18 protein-coding genes, 1 tRNA gene and 2 pseudogenes are annotated in these 22,384 nt (G+C 68.2%); 4 read left to right on the top strand and 17 right to left on the bottom strand.

What is annotated here, in order from left to right; translation table 11 throughout:
* The first annotated feature begins 212 nt into the window (after positions 1-212).
* Positions 213-288 (top strand) — tRNA-Ala (locus HJG44_RS16875).
* A gap of 173 nt (positions 289-461) precedes the next feature.
* On the top strand, positions 462-1,199 hold the full coding sequence (locus tag HJG44_RS16870; RefSeq protein WP_171219483.1) for a CDP-diacylglycerol diphosphatase: 738 nt from the start codon (positions 462-464) through the stop codon (positions 1,197-1,199).
* Here HJG44_RS16870 and HJG44_RS16865 read toward each other — a convergent pair whose 3' ends face one another.
* The 5 genes and pseudogenes from HJG44_RS16865 to HJG44_RS16850 form a co-directional block, all read right to left on the bottom strand.
* Positions 1,200-2,735, bottom strand: a complete 1,536-nt coding sequence (locus HJG44_RS16865) for a recombinase family protein (protein WP_346767188.1) — start codon at positions 2,733-2,735, stop codon at positions 1,200-1,202.
* Positions 2,732-2,971, bottom strand: coding sequence for a DUF2924 domain-containing protein (locus HJG44_RS24050; RefSeq protein WP_281411524.1), 240 nt, complete (start codon positions 2,969-2,971; stop codon positions 2,732-2,734). Before HJG44_RS24050 ends, HJG44_RS16865 begins: the two co-directional genes overlap by 4 nt.
* A 71-nt stretch (positions 2,972-3,042) precedes the next feature.
* A pseudogene (locus HJG44_RS24045) lies at positions 3,043-3,150 on the bottom strand (DUF2924 domain-containing protein); the annotation flags it as partial.
* 66 nt (positions 3,151-3,216) lie between these two features.
* Entirely contained in the window at positions 3,217-3,723 is a 507-nt protein-coding gene (locus HJG44_RS16855; RefSeq protein ID WP_171219482.1) for a DUF3489 domain-containing protein, read from the bottom strand.
* A gap of 97 nt (positions 3,724-3,820) precedes the next feature.
* Positions 3,821-4,057, bottom strand: coding sequence for a hypothetical protein (locus tag HJG44_RS16850; RefSeq protein WP_171219481.1), 237 nt, complete (start codon positions 4,055-4,057; stop codon positions 3,821-3,823).
* Positions 4,058-4,438: 381 nt separating this feature from the next.
* Between HJG44_RS16850 and HJG44_RS16845 the strand changes: the two genes are divergently transcribed.
* Positions 4,439-5,176 (top strand): hypothetical protein, encoded by a 738-nt coding sequence (locus HJG44_RS16845; protein WP_210261154.1) that lies wholly within the window; start codon positions 4,439-4,441, stop codon positions 5,174-5,176.
* A 23-nt stretch (positions 5,177-5,199) separates the two neighbouring features.
* On the opposite strand, the gene HJG44_RS16840 is transcribed toward HJG44_RS16845, so the two are convergent.
* Positions 5,200-5,970, bottom strand: coding sequence for an SDR family NAD(P)-dependent oxidoreductase (locus tag HJG44_RS16840; protein ID WP_171219479.1), 771 nt, complete (start codon positions 5,968-5,970; stop codon positions 5,200-5,202).
* Positions 5,971-6,053: 83 nt separating this feature from the next.
* Complete coding sequence (locus tag HJG44_RS16835; RefSeq protein WP_246736294.1) at positions 6,054-7,217, bottom strand: ABC transporter substrate-binding protein; 1,164 nt, start codon at positions 7,215-7,217, stop codon at positions 6,054-6,056.
* A gap of 259 nt (positions 7,218-7,476) precedes the next feature.
* Here HJG44_RS16835 and HJG44_RS16830 point away from each other — a divergent pair, with 259 nt between their 5' ends.
* A complete protein-coding gene (locus HJG44_RS16830) occupies positions 7,477-8,241 on the top strand; it encodes an IclR family transcriptional regulator (protein WP_171219477.1) in 765 nt (254 codons plus the stop codon).
* Between the two features lie 456 nt (positions 8,242-8,697).
* Here the strand turns inward: HJG44_RS16830 and HJG44_RS24465 are convergent.
* From HJG44_RS24465 to HJG44_RS16780, 10 genes and pseudogenes are all read right to left on the bottom strand, one after another.
* Positions 8,698-9,893: pseudogene (locus HJG44_RS24465) on the bottom strand (siroheme synthase family protein).
* Positions 9,890-12,550 (bottom strand): nitrate reductase, encoded by a 2,661-nt coding sequence (locus tag HJG44_RS16820; protein WP_171219476.1) that lies wholly within the window; start codon positions 12,548-12,550, stop codon positions 9,890-9,892. The pseudogene HJG44_RS24465 and the gene HJG44_RS16820 overlap by 4 nt, the downstream one beginning before the upstream one ends.
* Before the next feature lie 151 nt (positions 12,551-12,701).
* Positions 12,702-14,318, bottom strand: coding sequence for a sulfite reductase subunit alpha (locus HJG44_RS16815; protein WP_171219475.1), 1,617 nt, complete (start codon positions 14,316-14,318; stop codon positions 12,702-12,704).
* Positions 14,315-16,099, bottom strand: coding sequence for a NirA family protein (locus tag HJG44_RS16810; protein WP_171219474.1), 1,785 nt, complete (start codon positions 16,097-16,099; stop codon positions 14,315-14,317). Before HJG44_RS16810 ends, HJG44_RS16815 begins: the two co-directional genes overlap by 4 nt.
* Positions 16,100-16,103: 4 nt before the next feature.
* Positions 16,104-17,339, bottom strand: a complete 1,236-nt coding sequence (locus HJG44_RS16805; protein WP_171219473.1) for an FAD-dependent oxidoreductase — start codon at positions 17,337-17,339, stop codon at positions 16,104-16,106.
* Between the two features lie 9 nt (positions 17,340-17,348).
* Entirely contained in the window at positions 17,349-18,143 is a 795-nt protein-coding gene (locus tag HJG44_RS16800; protein ID WP_171219472.1) for an ABC transporter ATP-binding protein, read from the bottom strand.
* Positions 18,144-18,154: 11 nt separating this feature from the next.
* Positions 18,155-18,994 (bottom strand): nitrate ABC transporter permease, encoded by an 840-nt coding sequence (gene ntrB, locus HJG44_RS16795; RefSeq protein WP_246736332.1) that lies wholly within the window; start codon positions 18,992-18,994, stop codon positions 18,155-18,157.
* A 120-nt stretch (positions 18,995-19,114) separates the two neighbouring features.
* Positions 19,115-20,407: a CmpA/NrtA family ABC transporter substrate-binding protein gene (locus tag HJG44_RS16790; protein ID WP_171219470.1), complete on the bottom strand. Its 1,293-nt coding sequence runs from the start codon at positions 20,405-20,407 to the stop codon at positions 19,115-19,117.
* Positions 20,408-20,677: 270 nt separating this feature from the next.
* Positions 20,678-21,730 (bottom strand): CmpA/NrtA family ABC transporter substrate-binding protein, encoded by a 1,053-nt coding sequence (locus HJG44_RS16785; protein WP_171219469.1) that lies wholly within the window; start codon positions 21,728-21,730, stop codon positions 20,678-20,680.
* Positions 21,727-22,314, bottom strand: coding sequence for an ANTAR domain-containing response regulator (locus HJG44_RS16780; protein WP_171219468.1), 588 nt, complete (start codon positions 22,312-22,314; stop codon positions 21,727-21,729). Before HJG44_RS16780 ends, HJG44_RS16785 begins: the two co-directional genes overlap by 4 nt.
* Positions 22,315-22,384: the final 70 nt, after the last annotated feature.

The raw sequence follows: 22,384 nt of genomic DNA, 5'->3' as shown, positions 1-22,384 counted from the left end.
GATGTACCCGGCCGGCCCTGCCGGGACAACCCGGAGCTCGCCGGCAGGCCAGCCTGCGCCGTGCCTCGACGAGACGACCCAGGACCAGAGACGCCAAGAGGAGAATGGCGGAGGCCGGGAACCGGCGGGCGAGATGCCGCGTCGGGACGGCCGGAATAGCGACCTCGCGCCGTTGACGCGCCGCCCTGGGCACCCTACAAGGCCCGCGCCCTGGGGCTGTAGCTCAGATGGGAGAGCGCTGCAATCGCACTGCAGAGGTCAGGGGTTCGAATCCCCTCAGCTCCACCAGGGTATCTTCCCAAACTCCCGGTTCCCTGGCGGCCAGGAATATGGCCGTGTTTTCCGCGACTTAGCCGAGGGGCTTGGTGGGACATGCGGTCTCTGGGCCTGGTTTCCGGTCTCCGTGGGCCCGATTGGCGGCTCAGTCTCTGACCCCGCAAAAACCGTTTCCGAAGATGCTGATGCGACGCGCTGCCATCCTGTTGTCGCTCGGCCTCGGCCTGCTCGCGTTCGGGGCGGCAGCGCTTCCCCTGCCCCGCGATGCGCTATGGCTCGTGGTCCGGTCCTGCATCGTCGCGCAGAATACGATCGGCAGCCCGTTCCCGTGCCTGAAGGTGGATGCTGGTCGGGGTGCCGAGCCGGGCTACGCCATCGTCCGGGCACCGGATCGCTCGACCCACATCATCGTCACGCCGCTAGTCCACATCGCCGGCGTCGAGAGCCCGAAGGTGCTGCGCGATGGTGCAGGTGCGTATTGGCGGGCGGCGTTCGCGGCGCGGCGCTATGTGATCGAGAGCGCAGGCGGGCGCATCGGGGAGAGCGCCGTGGGGCTCGCCCTCAACTCGATGGACACCAGGAGCCAGGACCAGCTCCACATCCATGCCGAGTGCTTCCGGCCGGACGTGATGGCTGCTCTGCGAGCTGACCGAGTCCCGCCTGGATCAGGATGGCATCCGGTTCGGGCGGTGATCGATCGCGAGCGCTACCTCGCCCGCGCGGTGAGCCGGGACGATCTCGCCTCCGGCAACCTGTTCGAGGTTGTGGCCACGCTGCCGGGAGCCGGCGGCGATCTTTCCCGGTCCAAGGTGCTGCTGGTCGAGGCGGGTGACCACTTCATCCTCGCTGCCACACGATCCAGCCGGCGCAGCATCGAGAACCTCCTCGATCATGGTTGCTCGCGCACGCTGAAGCAGGGCTGATCACATCCCCAGCGCCCGCTCCTGCTCGGCCCAGGATGCAGGAAGGTCGATCAGCGTTCTGAGGCCGATGCCGCGAGGCAGGCGGCTATCGATGATCGCCTTGACGATGGCCGGCGACAGGAAGGCGAGCGACAGCGTCATCCTGACCGAGCGCTCGGTCAGGCTCTCGCGATTCGCGATCGCATCCGTGCTGCCGATGGTCGACGAGGTGAGCTCGCCCATCCAGAACCGGGCCCTTGCGATCGCCCGCAGGATGCGGGTGCGGTCCTCCGGCTTCATTGGCCGGAGGTTGTTGTCGGCCCCGGGCGGCAGGATGATCTCTCGGCGCTTGCGGGATGAAGCCGGAATCCAGGCGATCTCGATCCTTTGATCATCGGATCGGGTGAGGATCAGGCCTTCCGGCTCGACCGCGATGCTCTTGCAATGCTGCTGGACGAGGGCGACATCACTCTCGGGCTGACGCTGCGCTGGGATGAGCGAGCGGAGAGCCCCGATCACGGCAGCTTCGATCTCCGGCGCCGGGACGCGGGTGATGGCAGGGCCATCCCTGCCCTGCAGCGCGGCTTGCGAGACATAGTAGCGGTAGCGCTTCGGACCCTTCCGGGCATGGGTCGGGGTCATGGTTTTCCCGTGCTCGTCCCGGATGCGGCCGGTGAGCAGGTGATCGGAGGCGAGCCGCTGGCGGGCATGGCTGCGGGTGTTGGCGGCGAGCTGCGCCTGGACGGCCTCGAAGGTGGCAAGGTCCAGGATCGCGGGATGCTGGCCCTCATGCACCCAGCCTTTATGCGTGAGCCGCCCGACATAGATCGGGTTCGACAGGATCTTGTAGAGGTGCCCACGGCTGAACGGCTTTCCGCCGGTCAGTCGCCCTGCCCCGTCCTGGCGTTCGGGAACGACGATGCCGTCCCGGTCGAGACTGCTCTTCAGGGCGCTCACAGAACCGAGCTGCTGGTACCGACTGAAGATGGCGCGGATCAGCTCGGCGTGCTCATCCACGATGTGGAGCGCGCGGGCCTTGACCCCGTATCCGAGCGGCACCACGCCACCCATCCAGATGCCCTTCTTCTTGGATGCCGCGATCTTGTCGCGGATTCGCTCGCCCGTGACCTCCCGCTCGAACTGCGCGAACGAGAGCAGCACGTTCAGCGTGAGCCGCCCCATGCTGGTCGTCGTGTTGAAGGCTTGCGTGACGGAGACGAACGAGACGCCGTGCGCATCGAACAGCTCGACCAGCTTGGCGAAGTCGGCCAGGCTTCGGGTCAGCCGGTCGACCTTGTAGACCACCACCACGTCGATGCGGCGGGCCTGGATGTCCGCGAGGAGCTGCTGCAGGGCGGGCCGCTCCATCGACCCGCCCGAGAACCCGCCATCGTCATAGCGGTCCCGGATGAGCCGCCAGCCCTCATGGGCCTGGCTCTTGATGTAGGCCTCGGCAGCCTCCCGCTGGTTGTCGAGCGAGTTGAAGTCCTGGTCGAGCCCGTGCTCCGTTGAGACACGAGTGTAGATGGCGCAGCGGAGGGTTGGGCGGGCGTTCACGATGCCGTCCTCCGATCCTGTGATCCCTTCACGTTCTCCTTCTGTCTCAGCCCGAAGAAGCGCGGCCCATTCCAGTTGGTGCCCGTGATGGCGCGGGCCGCCTTGGAGAGACTCTCGAAGCTCTGCCCGTTCCAGGCATAGCCCTCCTCCAGCACCATGACCCGGTGGAGCGTGCCCTCCCACTCGCGCACAAGCAGCGTGCCAGGCTTGGTGCCGCGCATCTCGGGAGGGGGCATATCCCCTCCCCTCGCCGGAGCCGCTCCAGCGCCCGAACCGTCTCACGGTCGAGATCACCGAGCGCGTCCGCCTGGACCCGGTAGGCCAGCATCCGCTGCATGAGGATACGCGGCAGGCTTTCGGGGGCGGAGCGCCCGAACAGCGTGCGCCAGCGTCGCCGCAGGCTGACGAGGTCCATCGCAGCGAGCCGGGCGAGGTCGGCCTTAAGCCGATCGTCCGAGTTCCGGGACATCGCGGGCACCGCTCAGGCCAGCGCCGCCTCGACCCCTTCCACCGGACGAGAGCGCGACCGGCGCTTCGGTGCGGCAGGCTCTTCCGTCACGATGCGGTACGCCGCCGTGCCATCCTCGCGCGAGCTCTTCAGGAGCGGGGTGCCGGCCGAGCGAAGCCGCGACAGGGCCGCCCTGGTCGTGTGCGGCAACCAACCCGTCGCGTTCATCAGCTCAGCGATGCTTGCCCCCTCCGCCCGCCCCAGCAACTCCAGGATCAGCGTCTGTTTGCTGGCTGGACGCGGAGTGCCATCCTCGACCCGTCTCTGTCGCGGCGGGCGGAGCCCGACGGCCCGGTAGCCGACGGGGGTCAACACGTGCCTGCCCTCCCCGGCGCGGATCAGCCCGTCGCGTTCGAAGCGGCCCATGAGCCGCTGCCGGGTGACGGGCTTCATCGACTCCGGGATCTCGATCGCGCCGCCTCGTTCGGCGGCCGCAAGGAGGATGGTCGTTTCGGTCTTGCTCAGCGTGATGGTGGTCATCTGGGTGGCTTCCCTGCCGGGACGAGCCCCGGCACCACCTCGGCCCCGCAATCGGCCCGGAAGCCGGCGGGGCAGAGCAACGAGCGGGTAGAGGCGGCTAGGCTGGGGCAGTACGCTCGGTCTCCCGGCCCATCCGGCCGAGCAGGCCCATGGCACCGTGCAGGGTGCCGACCTGATGAAGGAGTTCGTCGAGATCCATCGCGATCCGGACGGCCTCGCGCTCCGACCCGCTTTCGGCACACGCGACCGCACCCTTCGCGATCGCGGCCGCGTCAGTCAGCCTGGCGCTGATCTCCGTCAGACACCCCATAATGCTCAGGCCCGCAGCGCTCACACCCTTGTCTCCCGTCACCCTCGATGGGACCCACACATGCTCTGCTCGTCCCGACAGTCCAGTCGGATGTGCAGATCTCCTCGAACAATCCGCGTTGTGGGCGCCCGTGAACTTCCTTGACCGGGCAAGGTCGGAGCTAGACAACTCAGCCCATCAACATGGAGGCATTTTTGTTGGACCGGGAGGGTAGGCCGCGCTCTCGTCGGCTGGCGTCCTTATGGGCCGTGGAGTGGCGCGGCGGAGGGCGTCGAGGCCGAGTACCTGCTCGACGACAAGCTGCGCCTGCATCTCGGCGGGCACCGCGATACGCCCGCGCAGCCCGTCGCCGACGCCATAGACGAGCTGCGTGACGGGCTCGCCCAACCTGGCAAGATGGTGCGCTTGGTCGGCTTGTCGGGGGTGGGCAAGACCCGCCTTGTCCAGGCGCTCTTCGATGCGCGCATCGGCTCGCTTCCCCTCCCGCCGTCGCTCGCCGTCTACACCAACCTTTTGGACAACCCCGACCCGCAGCCGACCGGCCTCGCCTCTGACCTGATCGCGACCCGCACGCGCGCCATCCTGATCGTCGACAACTGCCCTCCGGATCTCCACCGCAGGCTCTCGGATCTGTGCGCCGCATCGGGCAGCACGGTCAGCGTCCTCACGGTCGAGTACGACGTGCGCGACGACCAGCCCGAGGGGACGCAGGTCGTCACCCTGGACACGTCCTCGCCCGAGCTGATCGAGAAGCTGATCCGACGTCGCTTCCCGCACGTGTCCGAAGTTGACGCACGCACCATCGCCGAGGCGTCCGGCGGCAATGCCCGGATCGCGATCGCCCTCGCCGGGACGATCGAACGCTCCGAGAGCATCGCCGGATTTTCAGATGTCGACCTCTTCGAGCGGCTTTTCTGGCGGGAGCGCGACCGAGATCACGCGCTCCTGCGCGCTGCAAAGGCGTGCGCGCTTGTGTACTCATTCAATGGCGAGACACTGGACGGAGATGAGGCTGAGCTGCCGCGGTTATGTGCGTTCGCCGGCCCTCTGCTGGAACATAGGTCTCGCCCATCCGCCGAGAACCCGTGCGTTGCATCAGGTGCGGCCGTGCTCAGTTCGCGGTGGATCTCTCGTGCTGGCTGAAGCAGACTTATGGGACCGGCAATCTATCGCGCTGTGAAGCCGCCATCCACCGGCAGGGCGACGCCCGTGACATAAGACGCGTCGTCGGATGCTAGCCAGAGAACAGCATTGGCGGCCTCGTGCGGCTGGCACAGGCGCCCCATAGGAACGGCAGCGACCATCCGGGCCTCCGCGGCCGCCGCCTCGGCAGGATCGCCGGACCGTCCCGTGAAGCCGAGCTTCATGGGCGTCTCTGCGAGCCCTGGGCAGACGACATTCACGCGAACTCCGTCGGGCGCGAAGGTCTGTGCGAGCGACTTCGTCAGGCCGACCACCGCGAACTTGGCGGCCGAATAGATCGGGCTCCACATCGAGCCGACGAGGCCGGAGACGGAGGCCGTGAACACGATCGCGCCGCCGCCGCGCTTGCGCATGTGCCCGATCACCTCGCCGGCGGCGAGTGCCGCGGAGGTGACGTTGAGATCCATCGCGAGCTGGTAGGCCGAGACGTCCAGGTTCTCGATGCCGCCCGGGCCCGGAATGCCGGCATGGGCCCAAAGCACATCGACGCCGCCGAGCTTCTCGGCCGCCGCATGGATCGAGCTGCGCGCCTCCTCCGGACGCGACAGGTCGGCCTGCACGGTCTCGACCCTGTGGCCCGCTGCCGCCATGTCTGACGCCAGCGAAGCGAGAGCCGTCTCATTCACATCGATGGCCGCGACGCGCGCGCCTTCCCGCAGGAAGAGCTCCACCCCGGCACGCCCCATCCCGGATGCCGCGGCCGTGACCACGACGAGCTTGTTCGCAACACGCATTTCTGGAGCCTCGGACGAGAAGCCCGATCACCGGGCGCAGAGATCGGAAGGGGCGAGCCCTCAGGGCGACCCAGACGGCACCGTCACTTAATCATCGGGCAGTTGCCATCCTTGAGAGGGCGGCAGGCGCGATCGCCCGGAATAGTGGCGAGCACCTTGTAGTAGTCGAAGGCGCGCTTGGATTCCTGGGGCTTCTTGACCTGAACCAGCATCATGTCGTGCAGCACTCGGCCGTCCTCCCGGAGCGAAGTCCTGCCGAAGAGCGGGTCGTCGAAGGTGCCGGCGTCCCGCATCGCCTTCACGACCGCCACGCCGTCCTTCGCGGAGCCAGCCTTCTCCACGGCCTTGAGGTAGGCCATGACGGCCGAGTAGGCGCCGGCCTGGTTCATGCTGGGATAGCGGCCGCCGTTGCGCGTGGCGAAGCGGTCGCCGAAGCTGCGGGTCTTGTCGTTCAGGTCCCAGTAGAACGCGGTCGTCAGCTGCAGGCCTTGCGCGGTCTTCAGCCCGAGCGAGTGGATGTCGGAGATGAAGAGCAGCATGCCGGCGAGCTTCTGGCCGCTCTCGACGATCCCGAATTCCGCCGCCTGCTTGATCGCGTTGATCGTATCGCCACCCGCATTCGTCAGACCGATCACCTGCGCCTTCGAGGCCTGCGCCTGGAGAAGGTACGACGAGAAGTCCTTGGCGTCGGTCGGGTGCCGGACGCCGCCGAGGACCTTGCCCCCGTTCTGGGTGACGACCGCCGTCGCGTCGCGCTCAAGCGCGTGGCCGAGGGCGAAATCGGCGGTGACGAAGAACCAGCTCTTGCCGCCAGCCTTGGTGATCGCGTCGGCCGTACCGTGCGACAGCGCCCAGGTGTCGTAGGTCCAGTGGACCGAATTGGGCGTGCAGGCCTTGCCCGTCAGGTCGGAGCTTCCGGAGGCCGTGAAGAGAGCGACCTTATTCTTCTCCTGCACCAGGGGCGCAATCGCGAGCGAGATGGCGCTCGTCGGAAGGTCGATCAGGACCTCCACCCCATCCGAATCGAACCACTTCCGGGCGATCGCGCTCGAGACGTCCGGCTTGTTCTGCGCGTCGGCGGAGACGACCTCGATCTTCAGCTTGCCGGGATTGGCCTTCTCGTAGTCCTCGGCGGCCATCTTGGTGGCTTCCGCAGCCCCCATGCCGCCGATGTCGGAGAAGATTCCCGACATGTCCGCGAGTACGCCGAGCTTCACCGGCACCTGCGCAAAGGCTGTCGACGTCATCAGCGACGCAGCAAGCGCGGCAACGGAACATGCGAACCTGCGATAAGCCACCATGTTTCCTCCTCGGTCGCCCAGACATGACCGGCAACCACGACGGCAGACTTGAGCCTGCTCTCGTTCACATACTTGAATATCAAAGTCACAGACGTGAATTGTCAAGTGCAGGTTGATGGTCTGGTGGTTTCGTCGAGGGTCGGCTTGACGCCACCTCCTGGCGGTGGCCCTTCAGGCAAGAGGAAGGCACGAGGTGCGGAGCCGGATGCACGTCAAACAGGCCGCGAACGTTTTCGACCTGATCGAGTATTTCGAGCGCCGCAGGAGCCCGGCGACGCTGGCCGAGATCTCGGACGACCTTGGCTGGCCACGGTCGAGCACCTTCAACCTGGTCGGAACCATCGTGGAGAAGGGCTATCTCTACGAGCCGCGGCCGCGCGGCGGCTACTATCCCACGCCTCGCTGGCTCTCGCTTGCGCAGTCGGTAACGGAAGCGGAGCCGCTACCGGAGGCCGTCGGGAGCGCAGTGGCGGAGATCGCGGCAGCGACGGGGGAAACCGTCGCGGTGGCCGCGCTGACGGGAATCCACGCGATGTTCCTGCATGTCGTCGAATCCCGGCATTCCGTGCGCTACCACGCCAAGGTCGGCGACCGCGTACCCGTCCATGCAAGCTCGGTCGGCCGGGCGCTGCTGTCCCAGCTGCCGCTCAATGTCCGGGAGGGGATCTACCGGAAGATCGGCTTCGAGCGGTTTTCCCATACGACGCCGATGAGCGTGGAGACGATCGAGCGCGAGCTCGCGGCCGCAGAGGCCCGCGGCTACCATCAGAGTTCGTCCGAATACATCCCGGACCTCGCCGGCGTCTCCTTTCCGATCGCGGTGGGCGCCCGCAAACTGTCGGTTGTTGTGGCGGGGCCGACCTCGCGCTGTTTCGAGCGAAGGCCTGAAACGGCGGCGACCATGCAGAAGGCTCTTGCCCGGCACGGTCTCCTTCCGGCGCGGCCCCGAGCTGGCGGGAAGGCTACCTGACCATCACCTCGTCGTCCGTCCAGCTCAGGTACTGCCGCGCTGGGCGGAACGCTCGGCGAGGTCATCGCAGCCCAGAGCCGCGCGACAGGTCTCAGCTTCGGCACGGAGCCGAAGCCGACGCCGAAGCAGCAGACCGAACGACCAAAGCCGAAGATAAGTTTAGGCGGCCGAGGATGGGTCGACCGCTAAGCACGCGTGCGCTGACGCGGGTGGTGTCGGAAATATCCGACGGCGAACGAGTTCCAGTGCGTGTTCACCGACGTCTCCGGTAGGAGATGATCATGTCGGCCTCAGGCAGTGACGAGCGACCGCTTTCGGGCAAGCTCGTTCGGCGGCTGTTCGACCGACATGGGCGCCATGCGGTACAGCCGGTTCTGTGAAGGGGCCTGCATTCGAAACCCTTCACACAAGCCGGCATTGCGTTGGTGCCGGAGAGCAGACGGTGCAATTGTGAGCTCAACCGCCCGGGACCACGCCGCTGATCAAGCTTCCCAGCATGAGCGCGCGCGGGTATGATGGCAGAGCTTCGCTCAATCCCTCAGGAACGACCCTCCGTGTCCGCCGAAACGCCTCCCCGATAAGGATGAGGAGTGGCCCGTTCGGATCACCTTCCGCGAGAAGTCGGCAGATGGTGCTCGCCGTCCCGCTGATGATCTTCTCGTTCGGACGCGTCGCATTGCAGATGGCTACCACCGGGGTGCCATCCGGGAGGCCCGCGGCGACCGCCTTGTCGACGAATTCGGGAAGCCTCCGGCGCGGCATGTAGACGGCCGTCGTGGCTGTTGGATCAGCGAAGGCGGTCCAGTCCAGCTCGGGCAGCGCGCCTCGGCTGTCGTGGCCGGTGACGAATTGGAGCCGGCGCGCGCCCTCGCGATAGGTCAAGGGCACGCCGAGGCTCGCGGCGGCCCTGGCTGGCGAGAGAAATCATGAGGCCATTGATCTCGTCCTGACGGCAGGAAGGGCCGTGGCCCGTCTTGCCGACCAGCATGGTCCTCGCCTCGCGGCGCGCGAAGGCCAGGACCACCGCTTTCAGTGTCAGGAGCTCGGGATCGCCCGGCCCTGCGCCGATAAGCGCGACGGAGCCGGCGAGCTCCGGCGACGAAGGCCGCACCGACGCGCTCGCGCCAGCGCGCCGCCGCTGCGACCCAGCCGGCGAGGCCGCGCGGAAAGAGCGACTCGATCTCGGAGCGGACCCGCTGGGCGAGGATCGGGGCCGCGCCGCCTGTCGAGATGCCGACGAGTGGCGAGCGGTTCACCACGGCTCCGAACTGGAGGTCGCAGAGATGCGGGCGATCGACAGCGTTGACCGGCACGCCGCGCGCCCGTGCGGCTGCCACGAACGCGGCGCAGCTCGCCTCCTCTGGCAATGCCGCAACTCCAAAGGCCGCGCCGTCGAGGTCGGCAGGGTCCCACTCGCGCTCGTGAAGCAGGATCGGCCCGTCGATCGCATCTGGGCGCAGCTCGCGAGCGATCGCCGGGGAGAAGACGTCGACCTCGGCGCCCGCGGCGGAAAGAAGCCGCGCCTTCCAGAGCGCACCGGCATCGCCGCCCGCGACCACGGCCCGCTTTCCGCGCAGCCGCAGGAATACCGGCAGCACGGCGAGCGGCTCCAGCCCCGCGCCGAGGGTCTCAGTCGGCCTGCGCGTGGTCATGCCACGGCCTCTTGCACAACAATTCTGCGCAGCTCGGGCAGGCAGGACCCGCAATTGGTGCCGGCCCGCAAAGCCACGCCGATCGCCTCGGGCGTCGTCGCGCCGCCGGACGCGATGGCCTCCCTGATGGCGCTGAGGCCGACGCCGAAGCAAGCGCAAACGAGCGGGCCGGTCGGCTGCCCGCCAGGCGGCTTACCCGAGAGCGCGACCCTCCGGTCTTCCACCTCGTCGGGTCGCGCGAGGAGGAGCTTGGCGGCTTCCCATTGCGGTCGCCCGTCCGCCGGTCCGACGAACAGGACGCCTTTAAAGCGGCCCTCCGAGAATGCGGCGCAACGATACACGTCTGCGCGCGCGTCGACGTATTCGGCGAGATCGGCGCCCGGGAACAGGTCCGGCGCCCATTCGGCAATCTCCCGCGCCGTGCCGTGCGCGGCGAAGAGCGTGCCGGTTCCACCAGCGATTGCGGCCCGCGCCCACCAGGTTCCTTCCGCGAGCCGGACCGGCCCGCGCGAGAGAACGAAGCCACGCAGGCGCATCGGCTCGGGCGCGATCGCGGCCGGGGTCGCCTTGGTCTCGGGCTGGCCGGAATGGGGATCGACGAAGCCGTGCACGAGCGGGCCGATCCGGCCGTCAGAGGAGGTGTCGCGGCTCCAGTGGATCGGCACGAAGAGGGAGCCCGGCGCCTGGCCGGAATGGATCTCGACCTCGAGAACGGTGGAGCCGGAGGTGGTCGAGACCCGCGCCAGATCGCCTGCCGAAAGCCCGAGGCGCGCGGCATCAGCCGGGTTCACCTCGACGAACGGCACTGGACGGTGGGAGCCGAGGCGGGGACTTTTCCCCGTCCGGGTCATCGTATGCCAGTGGTCGCGGACGCGGCCGGTGTTGAGCCAGAACGGATACGTGTCGCAGAGCGAGGCCGCGAGCTTTGGGGGCTCGGGCGGGACGAGCCTCGCTCGGCCATCCAGAGTGAAGAAGCCGCCTTCGGCAAAGAGGCGGCGTGCCTCCGCCCCGCCGGCCGGCACGGGCCATTGCACTGGCGCCAGCGCGTCGTAGCCGTCCTGGTCCAGCGCGACGAGGGCGCCGAGGTCGAGGTCGCGCGCGCCCTCGTTCTCGAAGGCGGTCAGGGCGGCGTGCTCGCGGAAGATCTCGGCCGCCGAGCGGTACGGGAACGCCGCCGCGAAGCCCATCTCTCGCGCGACTTCGCTGACGATCCACCAATCCGGCCGCGCCTCGCCGGGCAAAGGCAGGAAGGCGCGCTGACGCGAGATGCGGCGCTCGGAATTCGTGACGGTGCCATCCTTCTCACCCCAGGCGGCGGCCGGGAACAGAATGTCCGCGCCGCGCGCGACGGTGTCGCTCGAGGCAACGTTGTCGGAGACGATCAGGAGTTCGAGTTTTGCCAGCGCCCTTGCGACGCGGTCTGCATCCGGCATCGAGACAAGCGGGTTGGTGGCCATGACCCAGAGCGCCTTGATCCGGCCGGTGTCGATCGCATCGAAGAGGGCGACCGCCTTCAGGCCTTCCGTCTCGGCCATGCGGGACGCGTCCCAGAAGCGGCGCACCCGGTCGATGTCGGGCGGTGCAAAACCCATATGGGCGGCCAGCATGTTGGCGAGGCCGCCGACCTCGCGTCCGCCCATCGCGTTCGGCTGACCGGTCAGCGAGAAAGGGCCCATGCCAGGCCGGCCGATGCGGCCGGTGGCGAGGTGGCAATTGATTATTGCCCCGACTTTGTCGGTCCCCTGCGCCGACTGGTTGACGCCCTGCGAGTAGCAGGTGACGACTCGCCCGGTGTTCCGGAACAACGTGAAGAAGGACGCTACGTCCGACTTGGGCAGGCCGGTCAGGCGCGCCGTCGTGGCGAGGTCCGGCGCGATTGCGCGGGAGCGGGAGAGCGCCGCTTCGAAGTCCGAGGTATGCGCGTCGAGATAGGCGCGGTCGAGCGCGTCCGTCTCGACCAGATGGACGAGGAGACCGCAGAACAGGGCGGTATCCATCCCGGGCGTCACCGGCAGGAAGAGGTCGGCCTCGTCGCCGGTCGCGCTCCGGCGGGGATCGACCACGATGATCTTGGCGCCCCGCCGTGTACGGTTGTCGAGCATGCGGCGGAACAGGATCGGGTGGCACCAGGCGGCGTTCGAGCCGACGAGGATGAGGAGGTCCGCTTCGTCGAGATCCTCGTAGCAGCCCGGCACCGTGTCGGAGCCGAACGCCCGCTTGTGCCCGGCGACTGAGGAGGACATGCAAAGGCGGGAATTCGTGTCGACGTGCGGCGAGCCGATGAACCCTTTAATTAGCTTGTTGGCGACGTAGTAATCCTCGGTGAGGAGCTGGCCGGACAAGTAGAAGGCGACGGCGTCGGGCCCGTGCCGGTCGAGCACGTCCTGCAGCCCCGAAGCCGCCGCGCCGAGCGCCTCGTCCCAGGAGGCGCGTCTCCCCTGCAGCACCGGGTGGAGCAGCCGGCCGTCCAGCCCGACCGTCTCGCCGAGCGCGGAGCCCTTCGAGCAGAGCCGGCCGAAATTCGCCGGATGGTCCGGATCGCCCTGGATCGACACTCCCCCCGTCCCGTCCGGCCGGGCGAGAACGCCGCAGCCGACCCCGCAATAAGGGCAGGTGGTGCGGACGGGCGCACCCAAGTCGGTCGGGTAGGCGGTCATGGCGTTTTTCCTCCCTCGGAGGGAGAGGTGGCAGACGTGGAGCGCGTGACGGAGGGGGCCTGATCGGCCGGGTAGGCCCCACCCCGGTCTGCAGCTTCGCTGTGAGGCGGCCCTCCCCTCCGGGGAGGGAGAAGGCCTGCTGCTCCGCCCATTAGTACACGTCCGCCTGGTAGCGGCCGGATTTTTTCAGGCCGGCGATGAAGGCGACGGCCTCGTCAGGTTTCATGCCGCCGTGCTGGCCCGCGATGTCGACGAGGGCGGTCTCCACGTCCTTCGCCATGCGCTTGGCGTCGCCGCAGATGTAGAAATGGGCTCCGTCCTTGAGCCACGACCAGAGGTCGGCGCCGACCTCACGCATGCGATCCTGGACGTAGACCTTCTGGTCGCCGTCGCGCGACCAGGCGAGGGTGAGGCGGGTCAGGAACTTCTCGTCCCGAAGCGCCGTGAGCTCGTCGCGATAGAAAAAGTCCGTCGCCTGGCGCTGGTGGCCGAAGAAGAGCCAGTTCCGGCCCGTCGCACCCACCGCCTTCCGCTCGCGGAGAAAGGCCCGGAACGGCGCGACGCCCGTGCCCGGCCCGCACATGATGATGGGCGTTCCGGGATCGGCCGGCAGGGCGAAGTTGTGCGCCTTCTGCACATAGATCTTGAGCGGCGCGCCGGGCTCGATCCGCTCGGCAAAAAACGTCGAGGCCACCCCGAGACGCTGGCGCTTGTTGATCACGTACCGAACCGTGTCGATGGTTAGCGTCACCTTGCCGGGATCGGCCTTGGGGGAGGACGAGATCGAGTAGAGCCGCGGCTGCAGCGGCTCCAGCGCCTCCAGGAACGCCTCGGCGTCCGGCCGCGCGGTCGGGAACTTATGCAGGGCGCCGAGCACGTCGAGATGGGCAAGGTCGCCGTCCGGATCCTCGCCGGCCGCCAGTGCCCGCGCCTTCTTGCGCGCCTCGCCCCCGGCGATGTGGGAGAATAGCGTGAAGAGCGCGTCGGGCGCGGCGCCGAGCGAGTAGTCGTAGAGGAGGTGGTCGCGGAGCGTGCGGCCGTTGACCGGCCGCTCGGGCCGGGCGCCGAGCTGCGCGATGACTGCGTCGACGACAACGGTCGCGTTGGTTGGAAACACCCCCAGCGAGTCGCCGACCTCGTAGCTCACGCCTGAGGCCGAGAGGTCGATCTCGATGTGCCAAGTCTCCTTCTTGGAGCCGTCGCCGTTGAGCCGGCGGCGCGACAGGAACACGGCCGGCACCGGGTTCTCGCGGCAATAGCCGAGGGGACCAGTCGGCTGCTCGACCGCCGTGGCCGGGCTCGCGGCGGCCTCGAGCGCCGGGCCGCCCGGCGCGCCGCCGATCTCCTCGGCGAGCTTCTTGAGCATCCGGGCGGTGTCCTTGCCGCCCGGCGCGCAGAGGTTCAGCCGCTCCTCCTTCTTCAGGAAGAGCGCGTTGGCGTAGTCGGCGCAATTGTAGCCGCACTGGCCGCAATCCTGCTGCGCCATGGCGGCCATCAGGCGCGGCGCGAGAGGCCGCTCCTTGGCCATGTCCATCCGCTCGGGGAGCGGTATGGAGGGGTCGTGCCAGGGCGCCGTGTCGTTCTCGGCGAGTTCGGGGCCGGCCGACGCGCCGAGCGCGGTCGCCTCGCCGTCCGTGAGCGGGGTGGCGCCCGGCGACGCAGGCGCGAGCAGTGCCGCGAAGCACCCGGACAGCCAGGCCCGCTGCTCGGCCGAGAAGGGCGCGGTCTCCGGGATGATGAAGGTCGGCGGGGCCGCGTGCATCGTCATACGGCGGCCTCCAGCTCACGTCCCGTGCGGGCTTCGCAGAGCGCCTTGAGCTGATCGATCTCGTGTCGCCGCGTCCATTGCGCGACGCTCTCCTCCGGGCCGCTGCGGCCGGCGAGATAGGCCCGCAGGATGCTCTCGACGCGGGCGGGACACTCCTCGGCCTTGACCCCGAGCCACAACTCGCGGCCGATCTTCGGGTCGTCCGCGAAGCCGCCGCCGACTACGATGTCGAAACCCTCGACCGTGTCGCCGTCGTCGCCGACCGGCACCTTGGCGCCGATGAGGCCGATATCGCCGATATAGTGCTGGGCGCAGGAATTGTGGCAGCCGGTGACGTGTACGTTGACCGGGACCTCGAGCTTCAGGCGCGCATCGACATGCTCGGCGATGGCGAGCGCCCATTCCTTGGTGTGCGCGGCGGCGAAGCGGCAGCCGGTTGCCCCCGTGCAGGCGACCAGCCCGGCCTGCATGCTGGTGGCGGAGGTCGAGAGGCCGAGCGCGGCGACGCGCGCCTCGACCTCGGCCACCTTCGCGTCCGGCACGCCGGAGAAGAGGAAGTTCTGCCAGACGGTGAGGCGGATGTCGCCGTCGCCGCATTCGCACGCGATCTCCGCCAATGCCCGCATCTGGTCGGTCGTCATCCTGCCGACCGGGAGGAGCACGCCGATCCAGTTCAGTCCCGGCTGGACCTGCCTGTGCACGCCGATATGGGCGAAGCGGTCGAAGGGACCGCGCGGCTCCGCGAAGTCCGGCGCGACGCGGTCGAGCTTGCGGCCGAGCTTCTCCTCGACGGCTGCGAGGTACTTGTCGAAGCCCCACGCGTCGAGGACGTATTTCATCCGCGCCTTGTTGCGGTTCGTCCGGTCGCCGTTCTCGATGAAGACCCGCAGGATCGCGTCCGCGACCGCGTCGCATTCGGACGGGCGGCAGACGATGCCGGTGTCCCGGGCGAGGTCCTTGTGGCCGGAGATGCCGCCGAGGACGAGCCGCATCCACACGCCGGGCTCGATCCCGCTCCCGTCGCGCACCCGCACGGCCTGGAAGCCGATGTCGTTGGTCTCCTCTAGCACCGGAACGATGCCGCCGCCGTCGAAGGCGACGTTGAACTTGCGCGGCAGGCCGAAGAGCGAACGGTCGTTCAGGATGTGGAAATGCCAGGAGCGCGCGAGCGGCCGGGTGTCCAGGATTTCCTGGGCATCGATGCCGGCGGTCGGCGAGCCGGTGATGTTGCGGATGTTGTCGGCGCCGGCGCCCTTCGCGGTGAGTCCGATGTCGACCAGCCCCTCCAGCAGCGGCGCCGCATGCTCGGGCGCGATCTCGCGGATCTGCAGGTTCGCGCGGGTGGTGACGTGGCAATAGCCGCCGCCATGCGCATCCGCGAGGTCCGCGACCCCGGCGAATTGCCAGTGCTTCAGGATCCCGTTCGGGATTTTGAGCCGGCACATATACGAGATCTGGTTCGGCGCGACCCAGAAGAGGCCGTGGTAGCGCCAACGGAAATTGTCGTCCGGCTTCGGCGCCTTGCCCGCATCGGCATCCGCCTTGAGCCGGCGATAGGCGTCGAAGGGGTGCTCGGCCCGCTTCCACTTCTCCTGATCGTTCAGCTTGCCGCCGGAAGTGAGGACGCGGTCCTGCGCCTTGATGTGGATGGCATCCGGCCCGGTCGGCTCGGCCTTCGCCGCGGGCGCGGCGCCCGGCACGCCCCCCACGGCCCGCACTGCGCTGACGCCGGTGGCGAACCCTTCGAGATAGCGTTTCTGCTCGGCGGAGAAGTCGGTCATCGGATCAGGCCACGAGACGCTGCGGCTCTGCCTCGGCGAGGGTGGTCGGCCGCCCGAACATGAGATCGTGCCGGAAGGGACCGACCGGTTCGCCCGTTCGGATGAGCTCGCGGTACCAGGTGCTCTCCGCGACATCGCCGATCAGCAGCGAGCCGACGAGCCGGCCGTCCCGGAGCAGCAGCTTGCGGTAGATGCCGGAGGCGGGATCCGAGAGCAGGATCGGCTCGCCCTCCGCTTGGTCCGCGATCTCGCCGGCCGAGAAGACCGGGAGGCCAGACACCTTCAGGCTCGTCGCGACGGTGCTGCCGGCATAGGTCTCGTCCCGGCCTCCGAGCCGGCGGGCTAGGATGTCGGCCTGCTCGTAGCCGGGCTCGACCAGGCCGTAGACCTGGCCGCGATGCTCGGCGCATTCGCCGATCGCATGGATGCCGGAACGGGACGTCTGGAGCCCGTCGTCGACCTGGACGCCGCGGCCGATGGCGAGCCCGGCCGCGCGCGCAAGATCGACCCGAGGCCGCACGCCCACGGCGACCACCACGAGATCGGCCGGGATCACGGTGCCGTCGGCAAGCCGCACGGCTTGGACACGGCCAAAGCCTTCGACGGCCTCCGTGTTCGCCTCGAGCAGGATGCGGACGCCCTTGCGCTCCATGGCTGCGCGGACCAGCCGCGCCGCGCGCGCGTCGAGCTGACGCTCCATCAGGCGATCCATGACGTGAAGCAGGGTCGTGTCGACACCGAGCCGCGCCAGGCCGTAGGCGGCCTCGAGCCCGAGCAGGCCGCCGCCAATGACGACGGCGCGGGCGTCCGACCCGCGCAGCGCCCGCATCGTGTCCACGTGGGCAAGGTCGCGGAACGCCATCACGCCGGGCAGATCCATACCCGGACGCGGCAGCATGATCGGGTCGGAGCCGGTGGCGAGAACGAGCCGGTCGAAGGGGATCGATTCTCCATCGACGCTCACTGTCCGGGCTGCAGGATGGATCGCGGTGGCCGTCCTGCCGGTCAGGAGGCGGATCCGGCTGCGCCGGTACCAGGACTCGTCGCGGAGCACGCAGCCGGCGAGGTCGACATCGCCCGCGAGCAAAGCCGAGAGCAGCACGCGGTTATATGCAGGCGATGCTTCCTTGCCGATGACGGTCACGTCGTAACGGCCCGGCGCGTGCTCGGCGAGCCGCTCCAGGAAACGGAGCGACACCATGCCGTTTCCGACGACGACGAGGCGCTCGCGGGCAGCCACGACCCTGCCTCAGGCGGCCAGCGCCGGCGCGGCGTGTCGGGCGTAGAGGAACTCGAGAACGGCGGCCCGCGCATGCACGGAGGCCGCGTCCTCGACTAGCTCGAGACGGTTGCGCGGCCGCGGCAGTGGGATCGGCAGAATGTGGCCGATGGTCGCCGATGGTCCGTTCGTCATCATCACGATGCGGTCGGAGAGCAGCACCGCCTCGTCCACGTCGTGCGTGATCATCAGGATCGTGTTGCCGAGCCGGGCGTGGATCTCCATCACTTGGTCCTGGAGATGCGCGCGCGTCAGCGCGTCCAGCGCCCCGAAAGGTTCGTCGAGCAGGAGCACCTTCGGCTCCATGGCGAGCGCGCGGGCGATGCCGACACGCTGTTTCATGCCGCCCGAGATCTCCGCGGGCCGCTTCTCCGCCGCGTGCATCATGTTCACGAGCCGGAGGTTCTCCTCGATCCAGTCGCGCCGCTCGGCCCTGGACTTTCTGCCTCGGAACACCTTGTCGACCGCGAGCCCGACATTCTCCCGAACCGTGAGCCAGGGCAGAAGGGAGTGATTCTGGAACACGACCGCGCGGTCGGGACCCGGCGCGTTCACCTCCTTGCCGTCGAGCAGGATGCCGCCCGCCGTGGCCCGCAGCAGCCCGGCCACGATGTTGAGCAGGGTCGACTTCCCGCAGCCGGAATGGCCGATGATGGAGACGTATTCCCCGCGCTCGACCTGTAGGTCGACCTCGCGCAGGACCTCCGTCCGGATGCCGGCGCGCGCGAAGCTGATGCCGACCTTGGAGATGTCGAGATAGGCCATGTCCGTCGCTCCTAGTGGGCGCTGGTGCCGCGGGTCACGAGGTTGCCGGCGAGCGCCACCACCCGGTCGAGCAGGAAGCCAATCAGGCCAACATAGATCAGCGCGAGGATGATCTCGGACATCTTCGAGGAATTCCACGCATCCCAGATGAAGAAGCCGATCCCGACACCGCCGATCAGCATCTCGGCTGCGACGATGGCGAGCCAGGACAGGCCGATACCGATCCGCAGGCCGGTGAATATGTACGGTGCTGCCGATGGCACCATGATCTTATAGAAAAACTCGAAGCCATTCAGTCGAAGAACAGCTGAAACGTTGCGGTAATCTTGCGGGATATTGCGGATGCCGACAGCCGTGTTGATGATGATCGGCCAGATGGAAGTGATGAAGATCACGAAGATGGCCGAGGGCTGGCCGTCCCGGAAGGCCGCGAGCGAGAGCGGCAGCCAGGCGAGCGGCGGCACCGTCCGGAGCACCTGGAACAGCGGATCCAGACCGCGCATGGCCCAGGTCGATTGCCCGACGAGCGTGCCGAGTGCGACCCCGACGACGGCGGCGAGGCTGAAGCCGATCGCGACGCGCTGCAGGCTCGCCGAGATGTGCCAGAACAGCCCCTTGTCGATGCCGCCATTGTCGAAGAACGGGTCGACGATCAGGTCCCACGTGTCGGTCAGCACCTTGGTCGGCGGGGGCAGACCGGCGCCGGGCCGGCTGCAGAGGAGTTGCCAGAGCAGGAGCAGGAGCGCGATCACGACGAGCGGCGGCAGGATGCGCGTCGCAAGACTCCCCGCGAGGCTGGCGAGCTTCGGCCCGATCGGCGTCCGCTTCGGCGCAGCGGCCGGCTGCGCCATCCGGGGCAGCGTTCCGGCGTGGCCGGAACCGCGGCGCGTGGTCGCCTCGGCGGTCCGCCGCAGCGGCGGAAGAGCGGCCTTGGTCGCGGTCATGCTCATGCGAGATGCTCCCGGGAGGCGTCAGGCGACGCGCTTGATGTCGAGGGCGGCGAGGTAGGCGGAGGGGTTCTCCGGGTCGAAGACCTTGCCGTCGAAGAAGGTCTCCTTGCCGCGGGAGATCGAGGTCGGGATCTCCGAGGCGGCCACGCCAAGCTCCTTGGCGGCCTCGCGCCACAGGTCTTCGCGGTTCACCTTGGCGACAAGGGCCTTTACGTCGGTGTCGGCCGGGAACTTGCCCCAGCGGATGTCCTCGGTGAGGAACCAGGCGTCATGGCTCTGGAACGGGTACGACGCGTGGTCGGCCCAGTATTTCATGATGAAGGGGCTGTTCTCGACCTTGCGGCCGTCGCCGTAGTCGATCGTGCCCTTGGTCCGGCCGGCGACATCGCTCGGCGGGATGTTGATCCAGGCGCGCTTGCCGAGGATCTGCGCGAGCTCGTCCCGGTTCTCCGGCCTATCGGCCCATTGCTGCGCCTCCATGACCGCCATCAGGATGGCCTTGGCCGCTCGGGGGTTCTTGTCGACGAAGGAGGCCCGCATGCCGAGAGCCTTCTCCGGATGGTCCTTCCAGAGCTCGCCCGTGGTTAGCGCCGTGTAGCCGATGCCTTGCGTGACGAGCTGGGCGTTCCAGGGCTCGCCGACGCAGAAGCAGTCCATGGTGCCGACCTTCATGTTGGCGACCATCTGCGGCGGCGGCACCACGATCGTCTCGATGTCGCGGTCCGGGTCGATGCCGCCCGCCGCGAGCCAGTACCGGAGCCAGAGGTCGTGCGTGCCGCCCGGAAAGGTCATCGCCGCCTTCACGGACTTGCCCGATGCTTTCTTCTTCTCGATTGCGGCCCTGAAGACCTTGGCGTCCAGCCCGACTTTCTGATCGAGATATTCCCTGGCGACGGAGATCGCCTGGCCATTCGTGTTGAGGCGCGCGAGGATATACATCGGCACCGGCACGTTGTTCTGCGTCACGCGTCCGGCCGAGATCAGGTAGGGCATCGGCGACAGGATGTGAGCACCGTCGATGCCGTTGCCCTCGCCGCCGAGGACCAGGTTGTCGCGGGTCGTGCCCCAGGATGCCTGTTTCTCGACAGTGACATCCGGCATCCCGTACTTGGCGAAGATCCCCTTCTCCTTGGCGACGAAGAGCGGGGCCGCGTCCGTCAGGGCAATGAAACCGAGCCTCGCCCCCTTAACCTCCGGCCCGGCCCCCTGCGCGAAGGCGCCGGATGGGAAGGCGAGCTTCGCGGCCGCCGCGACGGCCATCGCGCCGCCCGTCGTGACGATGCTTCTGCGGGTCGAAGGCGCCCTACCAGTCATCTGTCGCTCTCCAGTTCTCGCGGCCAAAGAAAAAACCGCTGACCGATCCTCTAGGACCGAGCGGGGCGCTCGGACACTTCAGGACCAGTTCAGCGGCGCTGCTGACTTCGAGACCGCGGCCGTCATCGTTGACGACGCGGATATGCTTGCATCAGTGTTGTTCCAAGTTCAGCTCCGGTCAAGAAGAGAACGGCGAAAGCCGAGTAAATTCATGATGATATTTACGGCGCCATTTTTTGTGCAATGCACAAGAGGTGAGCAGAGCCGGGTCTAGCCCGGCGACCAGCGATCCTCGGCGACCGCTCGGTCGAAGAGGTCGGGGCGATAGACGGCGAGCGCCGCTCTTTCGGTCTCGGGAGCGTCCGCGATCTGCCCGGCGGCGACCATCTCCCGGTACGTCCAACGCGCCTGCTCCATCGAGGGCCGGTGCACCTCGCCCCCGAACCGCAGGTAGGCCTCGGTCGCCTTCACGGGCCCGCCGAGCCGCACGGGCAGCCGGCCTCGCAGCGTGTTCATGAGGATGGCCGCCTCGACCCCGATGTGTCGGGGTTCGGCCAAAAGGGATGCGAGCTCGGGATGGTTGGCGGGCGAGGCGCACCACTCGCCGGAAAGCTTGAGCGCCCGGATCAGGCGTCCTGCCGCGACCTCGTCGAGGCGTCCCTCCGGCCAGGCGATCACCTTGTCCGGCGCGTCCGGGACGAGCTCGGGCCCGATCGCCACGATACGGCCGGTCCCGGACGCCACCGCGACGTTGTTCCAGGGGCTGCCGACGCAGAAGCCGTCGATCGCGCCGATTTTCAGCGCCTCCGCGGTGTAGGGGGGAGGAACCACCGTGAGCCGGATGTCCCGGTCCAGGTCGATCCCGGCAGGTTGGAGGAAGTGCCTCAGCAGGAAGGTGTGGGTGGAGTACGGGAACACCGTTGCGAGGGTCAGCGGGGCCGCCCCCGCCCGGCTGCGCCGCTTCACCACCTCCGCGAGGGCGCCGGCGATCGCGGCAGGATCGGCGTCCTCCGGCTGGGCCAGCTCCTCCCAGAGGCGCATGGAGAGCGTGATCGCGTTGCCGTTCAGGTGCAGCGCGAAGGGCACGGTCAGCCGGGCCGAAGGGGTTGGCCCGAGCCCGAGCGAGCTTGCGATGGCGAGCGGCGCCAGGAGGTGCGCAGCGTCGATGACGCCGAAGGCCAGCTTGTCCCGCATCGTCGCCCAGGACGCTTCCTTCTCGAGCTGGATCGAGAGGCCTTCGCGTTCCGCGAAGCCGAGCTCGGCGGCGGCGATCAACACCGCGGCGTCCGAGAGCGGGATGAAGCCGATCCGGAGCTCCGTCATCCGAGAAGCTCCGCGCTGGTCACGAGGGCGCGGGCGATCTCGACCAGCTTGCGTTTCTCGTTCATGGCCTTGCGGCGGAGCAGCCCGTAGGCCTCCTCCTCCGACAGGTTCTTGGCCCGCATCAGGAGGCCCTTGGCGCGCTCTATGATCTTGCGGTCGGCGAGCTCGTTCTTGGCCTCGTGCAGCTCGCGCTGCAGTCGTGCGAAGGCGTTGAAGCGCAGGATCGCGACGTCGATGATCGACTTCACGCGATCGCTCTTCAGCCCGTCCACGACATAGGCGGAAATGCCTGCATCCACCGCGGCCTGCATCATGGCGGCATCGGACTGGTCGACGAACATGGCAACCGGGCGCTCGACTAGCCGGGAGACCTGGAAGAGCTGCTCGAGCAGGTCTCGGCTCGGGCTCTCGAGGTCGATCACGACCACGTCGGGATCGACCTCGACCAGGCGCCGCAGGAGATCGGCCGTATCCGGGATGACGACCACCTGCTGGACCCCCGACCCCCTCAGCCCCTCCTCGAGTATGACGGCGCGGGCGGGATTGGGGTCGACGATGGCAACGGTCAGGCTGGGTTCGGGCATCCGCGCTCGGGCGATGGCTGGGTCGTGGCGGCAATCCGCGTGCCACAAGGGCCGCCCAATGCCGTACCCA

The organism is Enterovirga aerilata (assembly GCF_013044135.1).
GTDB classification, from domain to species: Bacteria; Pseudomonadota; Alphaproteobacteria; order Rhizobiales; family Beijerinckiaceae; genus Enterovirga; species Enterovirga aerilata.
The sequence above is the reverse complement of the archived record's forward strand: the minus strand, read 5'-3'. Positions and strand labels throughout refer to the sequence as shown.

What these genes read in the sequence shown, in the direction of transcription:
- HJG44_RS16810 (WP_171219474.1), bottom strand. Translation starts at nt 16,099, where the DNA reads ATGACCGACTTCTCCGCCGAGCAGAAACGCTATCTCGAAGGGTTCGCC.
- HJG44_RS16800 (WP_171219472.1), bottom strand. Translation starts at nt 18,143, where the DNA reads ATGGCCTATCTCGACATCTCCAAGGTCGGCATCAGCTTCGCGCGCGCC.
- HJG44_RS16780 (WP_171219468.1), bottom strand. Translation starts at nt 22,314, where the DNA reads ATGCCCGAACCCAGCCTGACCGTTGCCATCGTCGACCCCAATCCCGCC.
- HJG44_RS16855 (WP_171219482.1), bottom strand. Translation starts at nt 3,723, where the DNA reads ATGACCACCATCACGCTGAGCAAGACCGAAACGACCATCCTCCTTGCG.
- HJG44_RS16835 (WP_246736294.1), bottom strand. Translation starts at nt 7,217, where the DNA reads ATGACGTCGACAGCCTTTGCGCAGGTGCCGGTGAAGCTCGGCGTACTC.
- HJG44_RS16790 (WP_171219470.1), bottom strand. Translation starts at nt 20,407, where the DNA reads ATGACTGGTAGGGCGCCTTCGACCCGCAGAAGCATCGTCACGACGGGC.
- HJG44_RS16785 (WP_171219469.1), bottom strand. Translation starts at nt 21,730, where the DNA reads ATGACGGAGCTCCGGATCGGCTTCATCCCGCTCTCGGACGCCGCGGTG.
- HJG44_RS16870 (WP_171219483.1), top strand. Translation starts at nt 462, where the DNA reads ATGCGACGCGCTGCCATCCTGTTGTCGCTCGGCCTCGGCCTGCTCGCG.
- HJG44_RS16830 (WP_171219477.1), top strand. Translation starts at nt 7,477, where the DNA reads ATGCACGTCAAACAGGCCGCGAACGTTTTCGACCTGATCGAGTATTTC.
- HJG44_RS16820 (WP_171219476.1), bottom strand. Translation starts at nt 12,550, where the DNA reads ATGACCGCCTACCCGACCGACTTGGGTGCGCCCGTCCGCACCACCTGC.
- HJG44_RS16815 (WP_171219475.1), bottom strand. Translation starts at nt 14,318, where the DNA reads ATGACGATGCACGCGGCCCCGCCGACCTTCATCATCCCGGAGACCGCG.
- HJG44_RS16840 (WP_171219479.1), bottom strand. Translation starts at nt 5,970, where the DNA reads ATGCGTGTTGCGAACAAGCTCGTCGTGGTCACGGCCGCGGCATCCGGG.
- HJG44_RS24050 (WP_281411524.1), bottom strand. Translation starts at nt 2,971, where the DNA reads ATGCCCCCTCCCGAGATGCGCGGCACCAAGCCTGGCACGCTGCTTGTG.
- ntrB (WP_246736332.1), bottom strand. Translation starts at nt 18,994, where the DNA reads ATGGCGCAGCCGGCCGCTGCGCCGAAGCGGACGCCGATCGGGCCGAAG.